Source organism: Leifsonia sp. 115AMFTsu3.1, assembly GCF_004362795.1.
Lineage (GTDB): Bacteria > Actinomycetota > Actinomycetes > Actinomycetales > Microbacteriaceae > Leifsonia.
This window is the reverse complement of sequence record NZ_SNYB01000001.1, coordinates 1119291-1139723: the sequence shown is the minus strand read 5'-3', so window position 1 is coordinate 1139723 and position 20433 is coordinate 1119291. Positions and strand designations below refer to the sequence as shown.

The following is a 20433-nucleotide window of genomic DNA, read 5'->3' as shown; positions in this document are numbered from 1 at the left end:
TCAGCGGGTGAGGGAGGCGACGGCTTCGACGTGGTGGGTGTTCGGGAAGAGGTCGAAAGCGCGCATTCCCCGGAGGTCGTAGCCGTGGCCGGCGAAGAAGGCGAGGTCGCGGGCGAGCGCGACGGGGTCGCAGGCAACGTAGACCACCTGAGCGGGGGAGAGGGAGGCGATCGCGTCGACGACCTCGCGGCCGGCACCGGAGCGGGGCGGGTCGAGGACGACCGTCGCGGCCCGCAGCCGGGCGCGCTCCGCCGCCGACGCCTCTCCGGCGAGCCGGGTGACGTAGCGCTCGACGCGGTCGGTGATCGCCGAGGCGCCGACCCAGTCGGCGAGGTTCTCGGCTGCGTCGTCGGTCGCGGCCTCGTCGCTCTCGACGGAGGTGATGCGGAGCGTCGAGCCGAAGCGGTCGCCCAGCGCGGCGGCGAGGAGGCCGACACCGCCGTACAGGTCGAGGTTCGCCGCACGGGGGTCGAAGAGCGCCTCGTCGACGGCGGACTGCACCGCCTGGGTGAGGGTCTGGGCAGCGGCGCGGTGCACCTGCCAGAAGCCGCGCGCATCCAGCCGGAACTCGCGGTCGCCGACACGCTCGCGGATGGGGACCGGACGGCGCCGCGGTCGGACGTTCCGCCGTCCGGAGCGCACGGGCTTGTCGTTGACGAGCACGTGGGAGGCGCCGAGCCCGGTGGCGACGACGTCGACCGACTCGGCTCCGGGGAACTGCTGCCCGAACGGGGTGGCCTCCTGGACGGCGTCGGTCGCGAGGGGCAGGTCGGTGACCGGGATGACGGTGTGCGAGCGCTGCGCGTACGGACCGAGGCGGCCGGCGCCGTCGACCTGCAGACGGACGCGGGTGCGCCATCCCGTGCCGTCGCCCGTTTCGCCCTCCACCGGCTCGACGCGGACCGGGGAGCCGTCGACCCCGGCTGCCGCGATCGCGTCGGCGGGCAGCTTGGCGGTGCGCTGCAGGGCGTCCTCGATCACGCGCCGCTTCAGCTCGCGCTGGTGGTCGAGCCGGATGTGCCCGAACTCGGCGCCACCCGCACGCTCGGTGGGCCGGCGCTCGATGGCGGCGGCTCTCCACACGTGCGGTTGCCGTTCGGGCGCGGCCTCGACGACCTCGACGACCTCTCCGCGCCAGAAGCGCTCGTGGCTGGTGTCCGCGATGCGGACGCGAACACGCTCGCCCGGCATCGTGTCGGGCACGAAGACGACCCGGCCCTCGTGGCGTGCGACGAACACCCCGCCGTGGGCCACGTTGGTAATGTCGAGCTCGACCTCGTCCTTCTGGGGCATCCTTCGAGCATCCCACAGGTGACCATGCGCCTCTACCTCGCTTCCACCTCGCCCGCCCGCCTCGCGTTGCTGCGCGCCGCCGGCGTCGAGCCGGTGGTCGTTCCTTCGCACGTCGACGAACCGGCCGCTGTCGCCGCGGCGGAGGCCGAGCACGGTCCGCTGAGCGCCGACGCGATGGTCCAGCTCCTCGCGCGGCTGAAGGCGGAGGCTGTGCGCGGCACCCTGGACGGCGAGCCAATCGACGGGCTGATCCTGGGCGGCGACTCGGCCTTCGCGATCGACGGCGCCATCCACGGCAAGCCCCACCTCCCCGAGGTCGCCCGCGAGCGCTGGATTCAGCAGCGCGGACGCACGGGCACCCTCCATTCCGGCCACTGGCTGATCGACCATCGCGACGGTCGGGAGAACGCCGCGGCCGGCGCGACCGCCGTCGCCTCCGTCACGTTCGCGGACGTCACGGATGACGAGATCGACGCCTACGTGGCGAGCGGCGAGCCGCTCGAGGTGGCGGGCTCCTTCACGATCGACAGCCTGGGCGGACCCTTCATCACCCGGGTGGACGGCGATCCGAGCACGGTGGTGGGCCTCTCCCTTTCGACGCTGCGAGAGCTCGTGCGCGAGCTCGGCGTGCCGTGGACATCGCTCTGGAACCGCGGGCACTGACGCAAGCCGTTGTAGGCTGCCGGAGTCTTCGGTCGCCCATTTTTGTGGGGATCACCCAAATCCACTCCGATTTCGAGCAATAGGCTAGGGAACTGTGCCACGTATCACCAAGGTTTTGATCGCCAACCGCGGCGAGATCGCCGTCCGCGTCATCCGTGCGGCGAAGGACAGCGGGATCGCCTCCGTCGCCGTGTACGCGGACCAGGACCGGGACGCCCTCCACGTCCGCCTCGCCGACGAGGCCTACGCGCTGGACGGGACCACGAGCGCCGAGACGTACCTCGTCATCGACAAGCTCCTGTCGGTCGCGCGCCGCTCGGGTGCCGACGCCGTGCATCCGGGTTACGGCTTCCTCGCCGAGAACGCGGACTTCGCCCGCGCCGTCATCGACGCCGGGCTGACCTGGATCGGCCCGTCCCCGGAGGCCATCGAGCGCCTGGGCGACAAGGTCTCCGCACGTCATGTGGCCGAGAAGGTGGGGGCGCCGCTCGCCCCCGGAACGCTCAACCCGGTCAAGGACGCGGCCGAGGTGCTCGACTTCGTCGACGTCTACGGGCTTCCGGTCGCCATCAAGGCGGCGTTCGGCGGCGGCGGCCGCGGCCTGAAGGTCGCCCGCGCCCGCGAGGAAGTGGCGGAGCTGTTCGAGTCGGCCACGCGTGAGGCGATCGCCGCCTTCGGCCGGGGCGAGTGCTTCGTCGAGAAGTACCTCGACCAGCCGCGCCACGTCGAGACCCAGTGCCTCGCGGACGCGTACGGCAACGTCGTCGTCGTCTCCACCCGCGACTGCTCGCTGCAGCGCCGGCACCAGAAGCTCGTCGAGGAGGCGCCCGCGCCGTTCCTCACCCCCGAGCAGACCGAGAAGCTCTACTCGTCGTCCAAGGCCATCCTCAAGGAGGTCGGTTATCAGGGCGCCGGGACGTGCGAGTTCCTCATCGGCAAGGACGGCACGGTCTCGTTCCTCGAGGTGAACACGCGCCTCCAGGTCGAGCACTGCGTCTCGGAGGAGGTCACCGGCATCGACCTCGTCCGCGAGCAGTTCCGACTCGCCGAGGGCGGCGAGCTCGACTACGACGACCCGGCTCCCCGCGGCCACTCGTTCGAGTTCCGCATCAACGGCGAGGACGCGGGACGCGGCTTCATCCCCTCCCCCGGGCCCGTCCACGTGTTCAAGGCCCCGAGCGGCCCCGGCGTCCGCGTCGACAGCGGCATCCAGGCGGGCGACGTGATCAGCGGCTCCTTCGATTCCATGCTGGCGAAGCTCATCGTGACCGGCGCCAGCCGCGAGGAGGCCCTCGAGCGCTCCCGCCGCGCGCTGGACGAGTTCGAGGTCGCGGGCCTTCCGACCGTCCTCCCCTTCCACCGTGCCATCGTGCGCGACCCCGCCTTCGCACCGCAGGACGGCGAGCCGTTCTCCGTCTACACGCGCTGGATCGAGACCGAGTGGGTCAACGAGATCGAGCCGTGGTCGGGCGAGCTCGGCGACCAGCCGGCCGCGGAGCGCCGCAGCAACGTGGTCGTCGAGGTCGAGGGCAAGCGCATCGAGGTCTCCCTCCCCGCGCGCCTCCTCAGCGGTGGTGCCGGCGAGCCGTCCGGTGCCCCCGCTCCGCGTCGCCGCGGCGCCGCGCACGCGGTGGACACCGCGACCGGCGACTCCGTCACCGCTCCGATGCAGGCCACCGTGGTGAAGGTCGCCGTGGCCGACGGCGACCCGGTCGTCAAGGGCGACCTGGTGCTGGTGCTCGAGGCCATGAAGATGGAGCAGCCGCTGACCGCCCACAAGGACGGCACCGTCTCCGGCATCAACGCGAGCGTCGGCGAGACCGTCTCGTCGGGCCACCTGCTGCTCAACATCGTCTGACACCACCGCATCGTCTGGCACCACCGCATCGTCCGACACCGGCGTCCGCGTCGCGAGTCGCGCCATAACGCGCGCCCGACGCGCCGCCAACCACCTTGCGAAAGGGAGGAGCACCGCCGACATTCGGGCGGAAGCTCCTCCCTTTCGCGCCTCATCCCGCCGCCGCACGACGCAACTCCTCCCTTTCCAGCGACCCGAGCAACTCCTCGATGGTCGCCACCGTCGCGTCCGGGCTCCGAAGTACCTGACGCGCCGTCAGCCGCAACCTCGGCAGATCCTGCAGTGTCATGGCGACATCGCGGCGGCGATCGCGCTCGAACGCTTCGCGATCGGCGTGGAACTCGAATCCATCGATCTCCAGATAGAGCACCCCATCCACCAGGGCATCGACGCGCCCCACTCCGTCGACGGCCAACTGCTGCTCGACGATGCGACCGCGAGCCGTGAGACGCTGCCGGAGGAAGGACTCGACACCGGAGTCCGAACCGGGCCGCGCACGTTCGGCGAGACGTCTGGACCGATGCGGTTCATCCGCGAACACCCGTCGCAGCCCGTGGCGTGTCACCTGGCCGGTAGAGATCGCCGTGTCGAGCACCGCGATGGCGGTCTCGTCCTCTGCGCACCGCACGGCGCTGCGCAGACGATCGGCCAGCGAAACACGCCACACCTCGCTGTGCCGCTCTGCGCGACCCCAATGACGGACCGTCCGGTCATCGGCGGCTCCTGCCCGTCCGGCGTGGGGAGGAACCAGCAGATGTGTCCGTTCGTCCTGGCCGCCCCACAATCCGTATGTGCGGGCGGCGGTGACACGGCAGAGGCGCCCGCCGGCCCGCAGGGCTGAAATGGCGGCCTCACCGATCCCGGGAAGGGCATAGCGACCGTTCCGCGGCCGCAGGAGGCGACCTTCGCGCACGGCGGCGGACAGGACGTGCCCCCGCGCCCCGGCCTCCTTCAATTGGCCGAGCGACGCTGCGCCACCGAGGCGAGTGAGTTCCGTCATCCAATCCATGTCCCCATCCTGCGGAAACGGCGGCTGCCCTCAGGACGGACAGGGGCGATCTGTGGAGAGATCCACTCGGGTGTCGATTGTGCACACCGTGAATCCCGCGGGACGGAAAGGGAGGAGATCGCTGCCGACACGCCGCCGGAACGCCACGAACGGAGGAGATCGGGACGGGAAACCCGCCGGAATACCTCCGTTCCGCGGGCGGCCCAGCGGCAGGCGTCAGCCGGTCGCCTCCGTTGGGTCGCCCTTCAGGTCGATGCTGATCTCGTCGGCGTCGAGGTTGCTCAGCGCGCCGGCGAGGACGTCGGCGCTGAACGCGCCGTCGTCGCGCGCATCGAGGAGGGCATCGCGCTGGGCCCGCAGCTGAGCGAGCCGCGCCCTCTTGTGCTCGGCGAACGCCTCCGGTGTGCGCTCGGTCGTCGTCGGCACCGGGACGGTCTTCGCCGCGTCGTAGAGGAGTTCCATCAGCTTGCGCCGTTCCTGCCGCTCGGCCTCCGGGTCGGCCGCCGCGGGCTTGACAGCCTTCAGCACGAGCCCAAGGGTGCCGCCCTGGAGAAGCAGCGAGCCCGTCGCCACCAGGAAGGCGATGAGCACGAGCACCGAGCGGCCCGGCGTGTTGTCGGGCAGCGACTGGGCGGCCGCGACGGTGACGGCGCCGCGCATCCCCGCCCACACCACGATCGTGCCCTCACGCCACCCGAGCGGGGCTCCCGTGAAGTACTCGATGTCGGCCAGCAGTCGTCGGAGGCGCGTGCCGAAACGGGTCAGGTTCTCGACGGTCGGGATGCCGCGACGCGCGAGCAGGCGACGCCGCCGCTCGGCCTGCTTGGGCGAGAGGGGGCGTCGGCCGTCGGAGTCGCCGAAGGCAGGGTCCGGGAACGCGGGGTCCGGGAATGTCGGATCGGGCACAACGGCCGCCGCGACGGCGGAGGACGCAGCGGCGGCCGGGTCGGGCGAGGTGTCCGCCGGCACGTCGGCACCCGATCCCGCGCCGGACTCGTCTCCGACCTCCCCCGCGGCCGCCGACGAGCCGGCCGCGAGCGCCCGCTGCTCCCCCGGTTTCGCGATGCGCTCGGCGATCCCCCGCCGCACCGCCTCCGGATCGCTCAGGTGCTCCTGCAGCTGCTCCAGGCGCGGCCGAATCCGTTGCCTTCGCTTGCTGCGCCGGGCAAGCAGAGCGAGCAGGGGCGCGACGAACGCGGCGCGCACCAGGATTGTGAGAAGGAGAGCGCCCGCAGCGATTCCGATGGCGGGCGCCACCCCGGAATGGTCCTCCTGCACGTCCTGCACGATTCCGAACAGCTCCAGGCCCATCGTCAGGAAGATGAGCCCCTCGAGGATGAGCTCGACCGTGCGCCAGTTCTGCGCGTCCGACAACCGGTGCTCCGGCGAGAGCACGCGCGGCGCGCGGCTGCCGGTCACGAGGCCGGCGACGACAGCGGCGACGAGGCCGGAGGCGCCGAGCGCCTCGGCCGGGATCGAGGCGAGGAACGGCACGGTGAACGAGATGACGGTGTTGACCGTGGCGTCCTTCACGCGAGCACGGACGAGCAGGTTCAGCCAGCCGACCACCACGCCGAAGACGACGGCCACGAGCACCGAATACACGAACGAGAGTGTGACCGCGCCGATCGTGAACGACGCGCCGGCGGCTGCCACCGCTGCTCGCAGGAGCACGAGCGCGGTCGCGTCGTTCAGCAGGCTCTCGCCCTCGAGGATGGCCACGACGCGCGGCGAGACGCCCGCTCGTTTGACGATGCCAGTGGCGACGGCGTCGGTCGGGCTGACGATGGCGCCCAGGGCGATCCCCCAGCCGAGACCCAGGCCAGGGATGACCCAGGCGAAGAACAGCCCGAGCAGCACGGAACTCACGATCACGAGCAGGACGGAGAGCCCGCCGATCGCCCCGAACTCGCGCCGGAAGTTCATGGCCGGCATGGACACGGACGCCGAGTAGAGCAGCGGTGGGAGCACCCCCGCGAGGATCCACTCCGGTTCGAGCTCGATCGCCGGCACGAACGGCAACAGGCTCACCAGGATGCCGATGACCACCAGGATCAGGGGCGACGCGACGCCGAACCGCGGCCCGAACGTCGTCGCCGCGGCGATGGTGAGCACCGCGAGCACTCCGATGACGAGCCCGACCTCCATCCCCCTGGCCTCCCGTCAGAGCACGATGTGCATCGCGCGCGCTGCGTCGGTGATCGAGCCGGAGAGGGACGGGTACACCGTGAACGCCCGGGCCACCTGATCCACCGTCAGACGCTGCTCGACGGCGAGCGCGAGCGGGAAGATCAGCTCGGATGCCCGCGGGGCCACGATGACGCCTCCGATCACCGTGCCGGACCCGGTGCGCGCGAACAGCTTCACGAAACCGTCGCGGATTCCGAGCATCTTGGCGCGCGGATTGGATTTGAGGGGCAGCTTGTAGATGTCGCCCTGGGCGATGCCCTCCTCGATCTGCTTCTGGCTCCAGCCGACCGTGGCGATCTCGGGCTGGGTGAAGATGTTGGAGCTGACGTTGCGCAGCTCGATCGGGTTGACCGCGTCGCCCATCGCATGGAAGACGGCGGTGCGGCCCTGCATCGACGCGACAGAGGCGAGCGGTAGGGAGTCGGAGCAGTCGCCGGCGGCGTAGATGTTCGGGATGGACGTGCGCGCGACCCGGTTGACCCGGATGTTCCCCGAGTTGGTCACCTGCACCCCGGCCTCCTCGAGCCCGATGCCTGCGGTGTTCGGGACGGAGCCGACCGCCATGAGACAGTGCGAGCCCTCGATCGTGCGTCCGTCGGTGAGCGTGGCGACGACGCCGTCCTCGGTGCGGACCACGGATTCGGCGCGCGACTTCGAGAGGACCTGCATGCCGTTCCGCTTGAAGACGTTCTCGATGACACGCGCGGCGTCGGCGTCCTCGCCCGGGAGCACCTGGTCGCGCGACGAGATGAGCGTCACCTTCGAGCCGAGCGCCGTGTACGCCGAAGCGAACTCCGCGCCGGTGACGCCCGAGCCCACCACGATGAGGTGCGATGGCACCGTCTGCAGGTCGTACAGCTGGGTCCAGGTGAGGATGCGCTCCCCGTCGGGCACGGCGGAGGGCAGCACGCGGGGCCGGGCGCCGACGGCGACCACGATCGTGTCCGCCTCCACCCGGTCGAAGTCGGTCCCCGCCTCCTTCGAGGTGGAGACGATGATCGCGCTCGACCCGTCGAGCCGACCCTCTCCGGTCACGATGCGGACGCCGGCGCGCACGAGCTCGGCCCGCATGTCCTCCGACTGCTGGCGCGCGAGGCCCATCAGCCGCTTGTTGACCGCGGCGAGGTTCACGGCGATCTCCGGGCGCACGGGCTTGCCCGTCTCTCCGCGCGAGAAGAACTGGACACCGAGGTCGGCCGCCTCGGCGAGCGCATTGGTCGCCTCCGCGGTGGCGATGAGGCTCTTCGACGGCACGACGTCGGTGATGACGGCGGACCCGCCGACGCCGGAGCGCTCGACGAGCGTGACATCGGCGCCGAGTTGCGCGCCCGCGAGCGCCGCCTCATAACCGCCGGGGCCGCCGCCGAGGACCGCGATGCGCTGTTTCCGCTCGAATTCGTACGCCATGCGCTCCATTCTTCCGTATGGGGTGCACCGATGCGCATTCGGCTCCGAGCCTGTGGAAAGCCGGCCGCTCAGTAGAGTTGGCTCATGCTGGAATCCATCACGAACCCGCTCGACGACCCCTCTGCCGACCCGTTCGAGGTCGCTCGGGAGGCCGCGGGCCAGCTCGCCGAGAAGACGGGCGTCGAGCGCCATGACATCGCGCTCACGCTGGGCAGCGGCTGGGGCCGTGCCGCCGATCTGATCGGCGAGACCGTCGCCACCGTCCCCGCCACCGAGATCGTCGGCTTCAGTAAGCCGGCTCTCGAGGGCCACGTCGGAACGCTGCGCTCCATCCGGCTGCCGAACGGCAAGCACGCGCTGGTGATCGGCGCGCGCACCCACTATTACGAAGGGCACGGCGTGCGCCGGGTCGTGCACAGCGTCCGCACCGCCGCGGCCGCCGGAGCGACCACGATGGTGCTCACCAACGGTGCCGGTGGCATCAAGGAGCACTGGAAGCCGGGCACGCCCGTCCTCATCTCCGACCACATCAACCTCACGGCGGACTCCCCGCTCGAGGGCGCCACCTTCATCGACCTCACCGATCTCTACTCTCCGCGTCTCCGTGCGCTCGCCCGGACCATCGACCCCAGCCTCGACGAGGGCGTGTACACGCAGTTCCGCGGTCCGCACTACGAGACGCCGGCCGAGGTCCAGATGGCCAAGACCATCGGCGGCCACATCGTCGGGATGTCGACAGCGCTCGAGGCGATCGCCGCCCGCCAGGCCGGCATGGAGATCCTCGGGATGTCGCTCATCACCAACCTGGCGGCGGGCATCCAGAAGACGCCGCTCAGCCACCAGGAGGTCATCGACGCCGGTCGTGCCGCGGAGCCGGTGATCAGCGCCCTTCTCGCCCAGATCGTGGAGGCCCTGTGACCGACAACGCGACGTCCACGAAGAAGGACACCCCGGAGCTGCTCAGCGAGGCCCGCGCCTGGCTTGCGCAGGACCCCGACCCGGAGACCCGTGACGAGCTGGATGCGCTCATCGTCGCCGCCGAGGCGGGCTCGGCCGAGGCGATCGCCGACCTGCACTCGCGGTTCGACGAGCGGCTCGCGTTCGGAACTGCCGGTCTGCGCGGCGCCATCGCCGCGGGCCCCAACCGCATGAACCGCGTGCTCGTGGCCCAGGCGGCCGCAGGCTTCGCGCGCTGGCTGCTGGAGCACGCCGAGGGCGGAACGCCGTCGGTCGTGATCGGGTACGACGGACGCAAGAACTCCGACGTCTTCGCCCGCGACACCGCCGAACTGATGGCCGGGGCAGGCATCCGCGCCGTGCTGCTCCCCCGCCTCCTGCCGACTCCGGTGCTGGCGTTCGCGGTCCGGCACCTGGAGGTGAGCGCCGGCGTCATGGTGACCGCCAGCCACAACCCGCCGAACGACAACGGGTACAAGGTCTATCTCGGCGGAGAGGACCACGGCTCGCAGATCGTCTCGCCGGTCGACGCCGAGATCGCCGCGCACATCCTCGAGGTCGCTCAGGGCAGCGTGGCCGACCTGCCGCGCTCCGACCGCTACGAGATCGCCCCCGACGACGTGGAGCAGGCCTACCTCGACGCCACCGTCGCTGTGGCCGTCACGGACACCCCGCGTGACGCCGTGTCGTTCGTGTACACCGCGATGCACGGCGTCGGCTGGCGCACCGCACGCGAGGTGTTCGCGCGTGCCGGATTCGCCTCCCCCACCCCGGTCACGGCGCAGATCGACCCGGATCCCGCCTTCCCGACCGTCGCCTTCCCGAACCCCGAGGAGCCGGGCGCGATGGACCTGTCGTTCCAGACCGCCCGTGACGCCGGGGCCGACCTGGTGATCGCGAACGATCCGGATGCCGACCGGCTCGCCGTCGCGGTGCCCGACCCGTCGAGTCCGGACGGCTACCGACGGCTCTCCGGCAACGAGGTCGGCGCCCTGCTCGGCTGGCGCGCCGCCGAGATCGCTGTAGAGCGAGCGGATGAGCGCGGCGCCTTCGGGACGCTGGCCTGCTCGGTCGTCTCGTCGCCCGCCCTCGCTGCGGTCGCACACGCGTATGGGCTCGACTTCGCCGACACCCTCACCGGGTTCAAGTGGGTGTCCCGCGCCCCTGGCCTCGTCTACGGCTATGAGGAGGCGTTGGGCTACCTGGTGAATCCGGACACCGTCCGTGACAAGGACGGCATCTCGGCCGCCGTCGCCCTGCTCGATCTGGCGAACGGGCTCGCCGCGGACGGCGTCACCATCGCCGGACGCCTGGAGGCCTTCGCCGAGCGGTTCGGCTTCTTCGCGAGCGACCAGATCTCGCTACGGGTGACGGACCTTTCGCGCATCGGCGAGATCATGGCGGCGCTGCGGTCCACCCCGCCGAGTCATCTGGGCGACGTGCGCGTGACGCAGATCGACGACCTGCGCGACGGATTCGGCGGACTGCCTCCGAGCGATGTGCTGCGCATCCTGCTGGAAGACGGCTCCCGCGTCATGGTCCGCCCGAGCGGCACGGAGCCCAAGCTGAAGATCTACATCGACGCATCGAGCGACGAGGGTACGGTCGAGGAGCGCCGGCAGACGGCGACAAACCGGGTCGCCGCACTGGCCGAGGCGATGCGCCTGCTCGTCGCCTGATCCGGACGGTCTGGCGCGGTCCCGCCTTCGCGGGGCCGCGTCGGACCGGCCGACCTGGCTCAGACCTGCTCGGCCCGCCTCAGACGGTCACCGCGCGCGGAGTCCGCGCCAGATAACCGACGACGAACACGCCCAGCGCACCGAGCGTGACCACCGCTCCCGCCAGCGGCACGGCCACGGCCCCTCCCGCCGACAGGGCGAGCGCCCCGATCGGCGGCGCGATCGCGATCCCCACGTACATCGCCGTCGAGTACCACGACAGCGCGAGAGCCGAGCTCTCCGGGTCGACGTGGACGAGGCGGTGCTGCACCGGGATGGCGATCGCGAACGCCGCGACGCCCCACAGCGCGAACACGACGACGGACGCGACGAAGGACGCTTCGGCGAAGGCCAGGACCACCAGCATCACGGCTTGCCCGGCGAGCGCGACGATCGCGACGATCCTGCTGCCGAAGCGGTCGGTGAGCGGACCCGCGACCGAGTTGCCCGCGATTCCGGCGACACCGTAGGCGAGCAGCAGGACGGCGAGCAGCGACCCGGAGCCGCCGGTCGAGGCATGGGTCACCGACGCCGAGAAGATGTAGACGATGTTGAAGCCGGCGACCATGAGCAGCGTGGTCCCGAGCGGCGCCACGATACGGAGGTCGGCCAGCGGGGCCAGCCGTCGGCGCAGGCTGACCGCCGGAGGCACAGGCACACCGCGAACGACGAGCGGGATGGCCACCACCAGCAGCACGGCGATGCCGACGATGCACCAGAGCGCGAAGCGCCAGCCCGCGACGCCTCCGAGGGCGGTGCCGAGCGGCGAACCGACCGCCGTGGCCAGCGTGAAACCGGCTCCCACGATCGCGAGGGCCTGTCCACGCTTGCCCGGCCGGGCGAGCGAGGCCGCCGCCGCGGTGGCCGTCGGGACGAGGGCGGCACCGCCGAGGCCGGAGAAGGTGCGTCCGGCGATGAACAGCGGGAGGTTCGGAGCAAGCGCCGAGGCGGCCGTCCCGATGGCGAAGATCGCGAGTCCGGCGGCCATGAGGGTCGCGCGCGGCACGCGCGGAAGGAGGATGGAGACGGCCGGTGCAGCGACCGCCACGACCAGCGAGTAGGTGGTGATCGACCAGCTGACCTGGGTCGCCGTCGCGCCGATGCTCTCGCCGACGCGCGGCAGGAGGCCCGCGATCACGAACGCGTTCGTACCGACGACGAACAGGGCGAGGGCGAGTACCAGCAGGGCCGGAAGCGTCCTGCGGTATGATTGTTCGATGAACGTCATACCGTTACGGTACGACTATTGTTCGATGATTGTCAAACAATTGTGGTGAGATGACCGACTACCCCACGCCCGACATGGCCGATGTGCAGCTCGTGGATGTGCTGCGCGCCCTCGCCGACCCCATTCGGCTGCAGATCGTCCGGGTCCTCGCGGACGGCCGCCCGCATCCCAAGTCGATGACCGAGTGGGGCGTCGACATCCAGAAGTCGACCATGGCGCATCACTTCAAGACGCTGCGCGAGGCCGGTGTCACGCGCACCATCGTCTCCGGCCGCACGCACGAGATCCAGCTGCGTCGTGAGGAGCTGGACGACCGCTTCCCCGGGCTCGTCGAGGCCCTTCTGCAGGGCTGAGTCAGCCGAGCGCCTCGTCGAGCTTCCGCTCCAGCTCGTCCAGGTCGAAGTAGTTCTCCACCACGATCACGTCGGCGTTCGTGCGACCGATGCGGTCGACGAGCTCCGGCGAGGTGAGCACGACCTGCGCGTCGGACGCCGCCTCGGCGATGTTCGCCGCGTCGGACGCCGTGACGTCCGCGTCGATCCCCAGCCGGTCGAGCACGCGCTCGGCGTTGACCTTGAGGATGCCGGACGTGCCGACGCCGACGCCGCAGATCGCGACGATCTTCACCGCGACGCCTCCTCGCTCAGCGTGAGGATGCGCTGCACGTCGGCTACGTCCGTCGCCGCGGCCAAGGCCGGGATCGCCTCCGGGTCGTTGAAGACGTTCGCCAGTTCGGCCACGCTCGTCACATGCGCCTCGGGCGTCGAGACGGCGAGGCCGAGGACCACCGAGACCGGGTCGTTGTGCGGGTGACCGAAGACCACCGGCTCGTCGAGGGTGACGACGGAGAGGCCGTCCGCGTTCACGTCGGGACCGGGTCGCGCGTGCGCCAGAGCGAGGCCCGGCGCGATGACGATGTAGGCGCCGAACTCCTCGATGACCTGGATCATTCGCTGCGCGTAGCCCTGCTCCGTCGCTCCGGAGCGCGCCAGCGCCTGCCCTGCCAGCTCGACCGCTTCACGCCAGTCGGCGGCGTGCGCGCCGACGGTGATGGCGGAATCAGGCAGCGGTGGCAGTGACATATCTTCAGCGTAACGCCCGAGGGGTTACGAACCCTCGAAACCTGCTGTGATGATCTCCGCGAGCTCTTCGCGCTCCTCCAGCGGGAGGAAGGATGCCGCCGCGGCGTTGAGCTGGAAGATCTCCAGGTCGGTGCGGTCGTAGGCGAACGCGTCGGCGAGGATGCTCAGCTCGCGGGTCAGGGTCGTGCCGCTCATCAGCCGGTTGTCGGTGTTGACGGTGACGCGGAAGCCCAGCTGGTAGAGCAGGTCGAACGGGTGGTCGAGGATGTCGTCGCCCCACGCGGCGATGGCGCCGGTCTGCAGGTTCGACGTCGGGCTCGTCTCGAGGGCGATCTCACGATCCTTGACCCACTGCGAGAGCGTGCCGAGGGTGACATAGGTGTTCTCGTCGTCCTGGCGCTCCACCGTGATGTCCTCGGCGAGACGCACGCCGTGGCCCAGGCGCAGAGCCCGGCCGTCGAGGAGGGCGCTGCGGATGCTCTCGAGCCCGTCGGCCTCGCCCGCGTGGACGGTCGCCGGGAAGAACTCCGACGCCAGGTAGTCGAAGGCGGCGCGATGGTTGGATGCGGGGAAGCCCGCCTCGGCGCCGGCGATGTCGAAGCCGACCACGCCGCGGTCGCGATGGCGGACGGCGAGGTTGGCGATCTCGAGGCCGCGGTCGTTGTGGCGCATGGCGGTGACGAGCTGACCGATGCGGATGCGCCCCCCGGCGCCACGGACGTCGGCGATGCCCTGCTCGATACCCTCCTGGACCGCCTCGACCGTCTCGTCGAGGCTGAGGCCGCCGGACAGGTGCTGCTCGGGCGCCCAGCGGAGCTCGCCGTACACGACGCCGTCCGCCCCGAGGTCCTGGACCGACTCGCGGGCGACCCGCACGAGACCCTCGCGGGACTGCATCACGGCCGTGGTCAGGTCGAACGTCTTCAGGTACTCGACGAGCGAGCCGGAGTTCGACTTCTCGGCGAACCAGCGGCCCAGCTCGGTCGCATCCTGCGCCGGCAGCTCCAGCCCGATCTCCTGGCCCAGCTCGAGCACCGTCGCGGGGCGGAGGCCGCCGTCGAGGTGGTCGTGGAGGGAGACCTTCGGCAGCGGGCGGATCTCCGTGCCGTCGGCCAGCGTGTACTCGTTCCAGGCGTCGCTCATGAGTCCAACCCTAGGCGATGCGGTCGGCGATCAGCGGGCCGCGCTCGTACGGGGTGCCGGGGGCGGCGATCCGGTAGGCGCCCTCCAGAGCCTCGAGTGCGCGCTCGAACCGGGCGGGCTCGTCCGCCGACAGGGTGAACAGCGGTTGACCCGCCCGCACCTCGTCGCCGGGCTTCGCGTGCAGGTCGATCCCGGCCGCGTGCTGCACCGGGTCCTGCTTGCGCGCGCGTCCGGCGCCGAGCCGCCAGGCGGCGATGCCGAAGGGCAGCGCCTGCTGCTCGACGAGGATGCCGTCCTGGTCGGCGACGACGGTGTGCGTCTCCTTCGCGACAGGGAGGTCGGCATCCGGGTCGCCGCCCTGGGCGCGGATGACCTCGCGCCACTTGTCCATCGCCCGGCCGTCCTTCAGGGCCGCTTCGACGTCCTCGTCCGGGCGGCTGGCGAGGGTCAGCATCTCGCGGGCGAGCGCGACGGTCAGCTCGACGATGTCGGCGGGCCCGCCGCCGGCGAGCACCTCCACCGACTCGCGGACCTCGTTCGCGTTGCCGATCGCGAGGCCGAGCGGGACGTTCATGTCGGTCAGCAGAGCGGAGGTGGCGACGCCGGCATCCCGACCGAGCTCGACCATCGTGCGGGCGAGCTCGCGCGAGCGCTCGATGTCCTTGAGGAACGCGCCGGAGCCGAACTTCACGTCGAGCACCAGCGCGCCGGTGCCCTCGGCGATCTTCTTCGACATGATCGAGGAGGCGATCAGCGGGATTGCCTCGACCGTCCCGGTGATGTCGCGCAGTGCGTAGAGCTTTCCGTCCGCCGGAGCGAGGCCCGAGCCGGCCGCGCAGATGACGCCGCCCTCGTTCCGGAGCTGGGCGAACATCTCCTCGTTGCTGAGGTTCGCACGCCAGCCCGGGATGCTCTCGAGCTTGTCGAGGGTGCCCCCGGTGTGACCGAGACCACGCCCCGACAGCTGCGGCACGGCGACGCCGAACGTCGCGACGAGCGGCATGAGCGGCAGCGTGATCTTGTCACCGACGCCGCCGGTGGAGTGCTTGTCGGCGGTCGGCTTGCCGAGGCCCGAGAAGTCCATCCGCTCGCCCGAGACGATCATCGCGAGAGTGAGGTCCTTGATCTCGCGGCGCGTCATCCCGTTGAGGAAGATCGCCATGGTCATCGCCGACATCTGCTCGTCGCCGACATAGCCGCGGGTGTACGCGTCGACGAGCCAGTCGATCTCGGCGGTGCTCAGCTCGCCGCGGTCGCGCTTGGTCCTGATCAGGTCGACGGCGTCGAACGCCTCGACCTCTCCTGCACGGTCGGTCACGAAGGTGTTCCTCTGTTCAGTCGTTGTTGTGCTCGGCCGCGTAAGCGGCGAGCTGGCGCGGCCCGAAAGCGTCGGGCAGCACCTGGTCGATGGTGCGGATGCCGGAGACCGTCTCGAGCAGCATCCCCTCCGCCGAGTGCTCGTAGAGCAACTGGCGGCAGCGGCCGCACGGCATCAGGATGTCGCCGTCGCCGTTCACGCACGTGAACGCGACGAGGTGGCCGCCGCCGGTCATCGCGAGCGACGAGACGAGCCCGCATTCGGCGCACAGCGTCACGCCGTAGCTGGCGTTCTCGACGTTGCAGCCGCTGACGATCCGGCCGTCGTCGACGAGCGCCGCCGCACCGACCGGGAACTCGGAGTACGGGACGTACGCGTGCGACATGGCCTCTATCGCGGCGGACCGCAGCGCATCCCAGTCGATCGAATCGGGGTTCTGATCCACGGCGCTCATGACTTGATGTACGGCTTTCCGTCGGCAGCAGGAGCGCGCGAGATGCCGACGAGACCCGCAACGGCGAGGATCGTCACGACGTACGGCAGCATCAGCATGAACTCGCTCGGGACCGGCGAGCCGATGGTGCTGAGCACGTTCTGCAGGTTCGTGGCGAAGCCGAAGAGCAGGGCGGCGAGCGTTGCCTTGATGGGATCCCAGCGGCCGAAGATCACGGCCGCGAGGGCGATGAAGCCCTGACCTGCGGTCATCTCCTTCGAGAACGCGCCGACGGAGCCGAGCGTGTAGTACGCGCCGCCGAGGCCCGCGATGGCGCCAGCGAGCGAGACGTTCCAGAACCGGGTGCTGTTGACCTTGATGCCGACGGTGTCCGCCGCCTCGGGGTGCTCGCCGACGGACCGGAGCCGGAGGCCCCAACGCGTCTTGAACAGGCCGAACCAGACCAGGAACACGGCGATGTACATGAGGTACTCGATGATCGACTGGTCGAACAGCACCTTGCCGACGATCGGGATCTCGCTGAGCACCGGGATCGGCCAGTTCGGCAGGCGCGGCGGGTGGTTGAGCAGCTGCGGGTTGCCCGCGAGCACCTTCGAGTAGAGGAAGCTCGTGAGACCGACGACGAGCACGTTGAGCACGACGCCGACGATGACCTGGTCGACGAGGTACTTGATCCCGAACGCGCCGAGCAGGAAGGACACCAGCACACCGGCGACCATCGCGGCGATGAGGCCGACGACCCAGCTGCCGGTGAGCGTCGCCGTCATGGCCGAGACGAACGCGCCGGCGAGCAGCTGGCCCTCGATGGCCACGTTCACCACGCCGCCGCGCTCGGAGACCACGCCGCCGAGCGCGCCGAAGACGAGCGGGACCGCGAGGCTGATCGTGCCGAGCAGGAGGCCCGTCACCGGAACCGGATACGGGCTGCCCGAGTCCGCCCAGGTCAGGAAGCCGAACATGAACAGAAGCGAGAAGACGATGACGACCCAGATCGGCGTCCTGCGTGCCCGGTAGGAGAGGTACGCGCTCCACAGGGTGAGCGCGATCAGGAGGATGGTCACGACCGTGGTGGTGACGAAGCTGTCGACCGTCAGGGTGGGCAGACGGACGGCATCCGACTTCTCCGAGAAGCGGAACGTGCTCTCGCCGTGCCGGGAGAACCCGAAGAACAGGATGAGGCTGACCAGCACGAAGATGCCGAAAGCGATCGGCGCCTTCCAGGAGCGGATTTCCGCCTTCTCCAGGACGATCGGCGAGGAGTCGGGAACGACGGGGGCGGTGGTGCTCACTTGGCCGCCACCTCCTTCGTGACGATGGGGCGCTGTCTCCGGGGAGTGCTCCCCGGAGCAGGCAGGCGGAAGATCGCGCGCACGAGCGGCGGCGCAGCGACGAACAGGACGATGAGGGACTGCAGGATCAGGACGATGTCGATCGGGATGTCGTTCGCCGCCTGGATGGTGTACCCACCGGCCTTGAGAGCTCCGAAGAGGAGGCCGGCGATGAACACACCCCACGGACGCGACCGACCGAGCAGCGCGACCGTGATCGCGTCGAAGCCGATGCCCGCATCCACACCGGAGCTGATGCCCTGCGGGAAGACACCGAGCGCCTGGCTGGCGCCGGTGATGCCGATCAGTCCACCGGCGATGAGCATGGCGTAGACGTACACGTTCTTGACGTTGATGCCCGCGACCCGTGCGGCGTTCGGGTTCTCACCCACCGCCCTGAAGCGGAAGCCGAGGCTCGATCGGTTGATCAGCCACCACACGAAGACCGTCGCGCCGATCACGAGCACGAAGGCCCAGGTGAGGTTGTACTGCGCACCGAGCAGCGGAGGGAAGATCGCGTTGGCGTGCACCGCCGGCGCCTTCGGGTTGTTCGACCCCGGCGCCTGCAGGAGCCCCTGCGTGCGCAGCATGTACGAGATCAGATAGAACGCGATGTAGTTGAGCATGATCGTGACGATCACCTCGTGTGCACCGGTCCGCGCTTTCAGCAGGCCGACGATGCCGGCCCAGATCGCTCCGCCGACGATGCCGGCGACGACGGCCAGCACCAGGTGGATGACCGGCGGCAGGTCGAACGAGAAACCGACCCAGGCGGATGCTGCGGCGGCGATGAGGATCTGCCCCTGACCACCGATGTTGAACAGGCCGACGCGGAAGGCCAGCGCGACGCCGAGACCGCTGACGATCAACGGGGTGGCGAAGGTGAGCGTCTCGGTCAGCGGCCGGATCCCCGCGCTGAACGACGGTCGGCGGAAGTTGTAGATAGCGCCCTGGAACATCGAGACGTACGCGTCGGAGACCGACGTCCAGATGGCGGCGAAGGTGTCGCCGGGCCGGGCGAAGAAGTACCCCGCCGCCCGCTGCACCTCGGGGTCGGTGACCGCGATGAGGATGGCGCCGACGATCAGGGCGAGGACGACCGCGAGGATCGAGATGACCACGGGCCCGCTCATGATCTCGCGGACCGCCTGGTTCCAGCGCGAGGGCTCTTCGCCCGCTGGTGCGGGAGCCGGCGTGCCGGGCTCCACGGGCTGGGCCGGCGCCACGGGCTGGCCGGGCGTGGGGGTCCCCGTCATGCTGCTGCTCCTGCCTGCTCCGGCGACTCGCCGGCCATCATGAGGCCGAGTACGTCGCGAGACGTGTTGCCCGGCACGATTCCTACGATTCCGCCGCGGTACATCACGGCGATGCGGTCAGCGAGGGCGGCGACCTCGTCGAGCTCGGTGGACACGACGATCACCGGGATGCCGGCATCCCGGGTCTCGACGATGCGCTTGTGCACGAACTCGATCGAGCCGACGTCCAGACCGCGCGTCGGCTGCGCCGCCACGAAAAGCCGCAGCTCGCGGCTGAGCTCGCGGGCCAGCACGACCTTCTGCGCGTTGCCGCCAGAGAGCCGGCCGACCTTCTCGTCGATGGACTGCGCGCGCACGTCGAACTCGCGCACCTTGTCCTCGGCGAACTGCTTGAGGTAGGAGAACTGGATGTTGCCGGCCTTCACGAACGGGTCGCTCGTCGAGCGGTCGAGCATGAGGTTCTCCTGGATGGAGAACTCCCCCACCAGGCCGTCCTCGTTGCGGTCCTCCGGCACGAACCCGACACCTTCGTCGAGCACCTTGCGGACGCTGTGGCCCTGGATCGGCTTGCCGTCGAGCAGGATCTCGCCCTGCACACGCGGCTGGAGGCCGATGATCGCCTCTGTCAGCTCCGTCTGGCCGTTGCCCTGAACGCCGGCGATCGCCAGGATCTCACCGGCGGCCACCTCGAAGCTCACGTTGTTCACGACGATCTGCCCGATCGGGTCGATCACCGAGAGGTCCTTGACCACGAGCGCCGGGGCGCCCGGTGTCGCCGGCTTCTTGTCCACCGTGAGCGACACCGCGCGGCCGACCATCATCGACGCGAGCTCGACGTTGGTGGCGGTGGGCTGCGCCTCGCCGATCACCTTGCCCAGCCGGATGACGGTGATGCGGTCGGCGACCTCGCGCACCTCGCGAAGCTTGTGCGTGATGAAGACGATCGCGGTGCCCTGCTCCTTGAGCTGGCGCATGATCGCCATGAGCTCGTCGGTCTCCTGCGGTGTCAGCACCGCCGTCGGCTCGTCGAAGACGAGCACCTTGGCGTCCTGCGACAGCGCCTTGATGATCTCCACGCGCTGCTGGACGCCCACCGGGAGGTCTTCGACCAGCGCATCCGGGTCGACGTCGAAGCCGAAGCGGGCGGAGATCTCGCGGACCTTGGCCCGGGCGGCGTTGAGGTCGAGACGGCCGCCGAACTTGGTCTGCTCGTGGCCGAGCATGACGTTCTCGGCGACGGTGAAGACGGGGATGAGCATGAAGTGCTGGTGCACCATGCCGATGCCGGCCTTCATGGCGTCACCCGGGCCGGAGAAGTGCTGGACGACGTCGTCGAGCAGGATCTCGCCCTCGTCGGGCTGGTAGAACCCGTAGAGCACGTTCATGAGGGTGGACTTGCCTGCACCGTTCTCGCCGAGCAGGCAGTGGATCTCACCGGGTTCGACGGTCAGATCGATGTGGTTGTTCGCGACCAGGGGACCGAACCGTTTGGTGATCCCGCGGAGTTCGAGCTTCATTCGGGTGGGTTT

General features: G+C 70.1%; 18 protein-coding genes. 5 read left to right on the top strand and 13 right to left on the bottom strand.

Annotation, left to right across the window (positions count from 1 at the left end):
- A complete protein-coding gene (locus tag AXZ95_RS05540) occupies positions 1–1293 on the bottom strand; it encodes a TRAM domain-containing protein (protein ID WP_018190022.1) in 1293 nt (430 codons plus the stop codon).
- Between the two features lie 24 nt (positions 1294–1317).
- Here AXZ95_RS05540 and AXZ95_RS05535 point away from each other — a divergent pair, with 24 nt between their 5' ends.
- Together AXZ95_RS05535 and AXZ95_RS05530 are read left to right on the top strand one after the other, a co-directional pair.
- A complete protein-coding gene (locus AXZ95_RS05535; RefSeq protein WP_196802427.1) occupies positions 1318–1956 on the top strand; it encodes a Maf family protein in 639 nt (212 codons plus the stop codon).
- 94 nt (positions 1957–2050) lie between these two features.
- Entirely contained in the window at positions 2051–3814 is a 1764-nt protein-coding gene (locus tag AXZ95_RS05530; protein ID WP_026307072.1) for a biotin carboxylase N-terminal domain-containing protein, read from the top strand.
- A gap of 151 nt (positions 3815–3965) precedes the next feature.
- Here the strand turns inward: AXZ95_RS05530 and AXZ95_RS05525 are convergent, their stop codons facing one another.
- From AXZ95_RS05525 to AXZ95_RS05515, 3 genes are all read right to left on the bottom strand, one after another.
- Entirely contained in the window at positions 3966–4823 is an 858-nt protein-coding gene (locus tag AXZ95_RS05525; RefSeq protein ID WP_018190019.1) for a hypothetical protein, read from the bottom strand.
- Positions 4824–5039: 216 nt separating this feature from the next.
- Positions 5040–6971: a cation:proton antiporter gene (locus tag AXZ95_RS05520; RefSeq protein ID WP_018190018.1), complete on the bottom strand. Its 1932-nt coding sequence runs from the start codon at positions 6969–6971 to the stop codon at positions 5040–5042.
- Positions 6972–6986: 15 nt separating this feature from the next.
- Positions 6987–8420 (bottom strand): NAD(P)H-quinone dehydrogenase, encoded by a 1434-nt coding sequence (locus AXZ95_RS05515; RefSeq protein ID WP_018190017.1) that lies wholly within the window; start codon positions 8418–8420, stop codon positions 6987–6989.
- Between the two features lie 84 nt (positions 8421–8504).
- On the opposite strand from AXZ95_RS05515, the gene AXZ95_RS05510 reads away from it, so the two are divergent.
- Together AXZ95_RS05510 and AXZ95_RS05505 are read left to right on the top strand one after the other, a co-directional pair.
- Positions 8505–9338, top strand: coding sequence for a purine-nucleoside phosphorylase (locus tag AXZ95_RS05510; RefSeq protein ID WP_018190016.1), 834 nt, complete (start codon positions 8505–8507; stop codon positions 9336–9338).
- A complete protein-coding gene (locus AXZ95_RS05505) occupies positions 9335–11056 on the top strand; it encodes a phospho-sugar mutase (protein ID WP_018190015.1) in 1722 nt (573 codons plus the stop codon). The genes AXZ95_RS05510 and AXZ95_RS05505 overlap by 4 nt, the downstream gene beginning before the upstream one ends.
- 79 nt (positions 11057–11135) lie before the next feature.
- Here AXZ95_RS05505 and AXZ95_RS05500 read toward each other — a convergent pair whose 3' ends face one another.
- Entirely contained in the window at positions 11136–12323 is a 1188-nt protein-coding gene (locus tag AXZ95_RS05500) for an MFS transporter (RefSeq protein WP_018190014.1), read from the bottom strand.
- Positions 12324–12373: 50 nt separating this feature from the next.
- Between AXZ95_RS05500 and AXZ95_RS05495 the strand changes: the two genes are divergently transcribed.
- Complete coding sequence (locus AXZ95_RS05495; protein ID WP_018190013.1) at positions 12374–12676, top strand: helix-turn-helix domain-containing protein; 303 nt, start codon at positions 12374–12376, stop codon at positions 12674–12676.
- A 1-nt stretch (position 12677) separates the two neighbouring features.
- Here the strand turns inward: AXZ95_RS05495 and AXZ95_RS05490 are convergent, their stop codons facing one another.
- The 8 genes from AXZ95_RS05490 to AXZ95_RS05455 are packed head-to-tail and all read right to left on the bottom strand — an operon-like array spanning position 12678 to position 20421.
- Entirely contained in the window at positions 12678–12950 is a 273-nt protein-coding gene (locus AXZ95_RS05490; protein ID WP_018190012.1) for a PTS sugar transporter subunit IIB, read from the bottom strand.
- Positions 12947–13405: a PTS sugar transporter subunit IIA gene (locus AXZ95_RS05485; protein ID WP_018190011.1), complete on the bottom strand. Its 459-nt coding sequence runs from the start codon at positions 13403–13405 to the stop codon at positions 12947–12949. Before AXZ95_RS05485 ends, AXZ95_RS05490 begins: the two co-directional genes overlap by 4 nt.
- A 24-nt stretch (positions 13406–13429) precedes the next feature.
- Complete coding sequence (locus AXZ95_RS05480; protein ID WP_018190010.1) at positions 13430–14548, bottom strand: adenosine deaminase; 1119 nt, start codon at positions 14546–14548, stop codon at positions 13430–13432.
- A gap of 10 nt (positions 14549–14558) precedes the next feature.
- A complete protein-coding gene (locus tag AXZ95_RS05475) occupies positions 14559–15866 on the bottom strand; it encodes a thymidine phosphorylase (protein WP_018190009.1) in 1308 nt (435 codons plus the stop codon).
- Between the two features lie 16 nt (positions 15867–15882).
- Positions 15883–16320: a cytidine deaminase gene (locus AXZ95_RS05470; RefSeq protein WP_018190008.1), complete on the bottom strand. Its 438-nt coding sequence runs from the start codon at positions 16318–16320 to the stop codon at positions 15883–15885.
- The gene (locus AXZ95_RS05465; protein ID WP_018190007.1) at positions 16317–17609 is read right to left on the bottom strand and encodes an ABC transporter permease; all 1293 of its coding nucleotides are present in this window, start codon (positions 17607–17609) and stop codon (positions 16317–16319) included. Before AXZ95_RS05465 ends, AXZ95_RS05470 begins: the two co-directional genes overlap by 4 nt.
- On the bottom strand, positions 17606–18904 hold the full coding sequence (locus AXZ95_RS05460; RefSeq protein ID WP_018190006.1) for an ABC transporter permease: 1299 nt from the start codon (positions 18902–18904) through the stop codon (positions 17606–17608). The genes AXZ95_RS05465 and AXZ95_RS05460 overlap by 4 nt, the downstream gene beginning before the upstream one ends.
- The gene (locus AXZ95_RS05455) at positions 18901–20421 is read right to left on the bottom strand and encodes an ABC transporter ATP-binding protein (RefSeq protein WP_018190005.1); all 1521 of its coding nucleotides are present in this window, start codon (positions 20419–20421) and stop codon (positions 18901–18903) included. Before AXZ95_RS05455 ends, AXZ95_RS05460 begins: the two co-directional genes overlap by 4 nt.
- Positions 20422–20433 lie beyond the last annotated feature (12 nt).

Bases quoted from the DNA above. Each gene is read 5' to 3' on its own strand.
- AXZ95_RS05480 (WP_018190010.1), bottom strand. From the start codon at position 14,548: ATGAGCGACGCCTGGAACGAGTACACGCTGGCCGACGGCACGGAGATC.
- AXZ95_RS05520 (WP_018190018.1), bottom strand. From the start codon at position 6,971: ATGGAGGTCGGGCTCGTCATCGGAGTGCTCGCGGTGCTCACCATCGCC.
- AXZ95_RS05470 (WP_018190008.1), bottom strand. From the start codon at position 16,320: ATGAGCGCCGTGGATCAGAACCCCGATTCGATCGACTGGGATGCGCTG.
- AXZ95_RS05510 (WP_018190016.1), top strand. From the start codon at position 8,505: ATGCTGGAATCCATCACGAACCCGCTCGACGACCCCTCTGCCGACCCG.
- AXZ95_RS05535 (WP_196802427.1), top strand. From the start codon at position 1,318: ATGCGCCTCTACCTCGCTTCCACCTCGCCCGCCCGCCTCGCGTTGCTG.
- AXZ95_RS05455 (WP_018190005.1), bottom strand. From the start codon at position 20,421: ATGAAGCTCGAACTCCGCGGGATCACCAAACGGTTCGGTCCCCTGGTC.
- AXZ95_RS05495 (WP_018190013.1), top strand. From the start codon at position 12,374: ATGACCGACTACCCCACGCCCGACATGGCCGATGTGCAGCTCGTGGAT.
- AXZ95_RS05485 (WP_018190011.1), bottom strand. From the start codon at position 13,405: ATGTCACTGCCACCGCTGCCTGATTCCGCCATCACCGTCGGCGCGCAC.
- AXZ95_RS05500 (WP_018190014.1), bottom strand. From the start codon at position 12,323: ATGACGTTCATCGAACAATCATACCGCAGGACGCTTCCGGCCCTGCTG.
- AXZ95_RS05540 (WP_018190022.1), bottom strand. From the start codon at position 1,293: ATGCCCCAGAAGGACGAGGTCGAGCTCGACATTACCAACGTGGCCCAC.
- AXZ95_RS05525 (WP_018190019.1), bottom strand. From the start codon at position 4,823: ATGGATTGGATGACGGAACTCACTCGCCTCGGTGGCGCAGCGTCGCTC.
- AXZ95_RS05460 (WP_018190006.1), bottom strand. From the start codon at position 18,904: ATGACGGGGACCCCCACGCCCGGCCAGCCCGTGGCGCCGGCCCAGCCC.
- AXZ95_RS05515 (WP_018190017.1), bottom strand. From the start codon at position 8,420: ATGGCGTACGAATTCGAGCGGAAACAGCGCATCGCGGTCCTCGGCGGC.